This window comes from Haemophilus sp. SZY H53, from assembly GCF_054332375.1.
Genome location: NZ_JBTGNV010000026.1, coordinates 1 through 1,685 on the forward strand (window position 1 = coordinate 1; position 1,685 = coordinate 1,685).

Genomic DNA, 1,685 nt, shown 5'->3' on the forward strand with positions numbered 1-1,685 from the left:
CCGATAATAAAGAACGCACTTGGTGCAAGAAGGAATAAACCGTTTGGTTGATACCAACCGCCGTCTTGAATCGTTTGGAATACAGGGAAACCAAATAAACGACCAGAACCGATTAATTCACGTAATGTGGCGACAATTAATAAGATCGCACCATAACCTAAACCATTACCGATACCATCAACAAAGCTTTCTAGCGGAGGTGATTTCATCGCAAACGCTTCTGCACGACCCATTACGATACAGTTTGTAATGATAAGGCCAACGAATACAGAAAGCTGTTTAGATAAACCATAGGCATAAGCTTTTAATACTTGGTCAACCAAGATTACTAAAGATGCGATAATCGCCAGTTGTACAATGATACGGATACTATTTGGAATATAGTTACGAATCAATGAAATGAACAAACTGGAGAAACCGGTTACCAAACTTACCGCAATCGCCATAACGATTGCTGTTTGTAATTGGGTTGTTACCGCTAATGCAGAACAGATACCCAAAATTTGCAAGGCAATCGGGTTATTTTTAACAATAGGATCGAATAAAAGACCTTTTAAGTTTACTTTTGCATCAGCCATTATTTGATTTCTCCTGCTTTAAATTTCGCTAAGAATGGACCAAAGCCATTTTGGCTGAACCAATAATCAAATGAACCTTGAACACCGTTACTGGTTAAAGTTGCACCTGATAAACCATCTACACCGTGCTCTTTATCTGCAGCAGAGCTACCTTTGTAGATTTTGAATTTTTGGTTACCTTGCTCATCGAATAATTTTTTATCGACAAACTGTGCTTGCCAACGAGGGTTCGCAATTTCGCCCCCAAGACCAGCTGTTTCACCTTGATCATAGTAAGTAATACCTTTGATGGTATTCGCATCTGGTGCAACAGAAACAAAACCATACATGGTTGACCATAAACCACGGCCATACATTGGTAATACAACTTGGGTTACATTGCCTTGCTCATCTTTTACAAGATAAACACGCGCTTGGTTTGCACGGACCTTGATCCCTGCTTTATCTGCCTCAGCTGGGATAGCTTGGCTTTTAGCTGGATCTTTAACGGCATCTTTAGGTTCAAATTTATTGATTTCTTCTGCTGAAGCTTGAACGTAATCACCACTTTGCAAATCCACTAAACGAGGTTCAATAAATTTGTTGTAAGTGTCTTTGATTACTGATGCATTATCTTCTTTCATTAAGCCAGCAACAGTTAAAATGTTACGTTGAACGTCGAGTGCTTTTTGTTCATCTTGTTTGGATTTTAATGCTACTGCAGCACCAGAAACCACGATAGAACACACTAAACTTAGCAACACAACAACGGTAACTGTACCGCTAACGCTATCTTTATTAAATTTAGCCATTTGTTCTTGCTCTCCGACGTTTGATATTTGCTTGAACCACGATGTAGTCGAAAATTGGTGCAAATAAGTTTGCAAATAAAATCGCTAACATCATCCCTTCTGGATAAGCTGGGTTCACTGTACGAATTAATACCGCCATCACGCCAATTAACGCACCGTACCACCATTTACCCGTATTGGTAAATGAAGCGGATACAGGGTCTGTAGCCATGAAGATCATACCAAGTGCAAAACCACCTAATACAAAGTGCCAATGCCAAGGCATTGAGAACATTTGGTTAGAATCAGAACCGATTAAGTTGAATAAGGTTGCTGT

The 1,685-nt window shown here is 39.5% G+C and carries 3 protein-coding genes; all 3 read right to left on the reverse strand.

The features are described 5' to 3' along the window. Positions 1-578 (reverse strand): NADH:ubiquinone reductase (Na(+)-transporting) subunit D (locus ACXVWB_RS11185; RefSeq protein WP_458485389.1); only part of this gene is annotated, 578 nt, incomplete at its 3' end. Then, a complete protein-coding gene (locus ACXVWB_RS11190) occupies positions 578-1,369 on the reverse strand; it encodes a Na(+)-translocating NADH-quinone reductase subunit C (RefSeq protein ID WP_054420318.1) in 792 nt (263 codons plus the stop codon). The genes ACXVWB_RS11185 and ACXVWB_RS11190, both read right to left, overlap by 1 nt. Further along, a partial coding sequence (locus ACXVWB_RS11195; protein WP_289902536.1) for an RnfABCDGE type electron transport complex subunit D occupies positions 1,362-1,685 on the reverse strand: 324 nt, incomplete at its 5' end. The genes ACXVWB_RS11190 and ACXVWB_RS11195, both read right to left, overlap by 8 nt.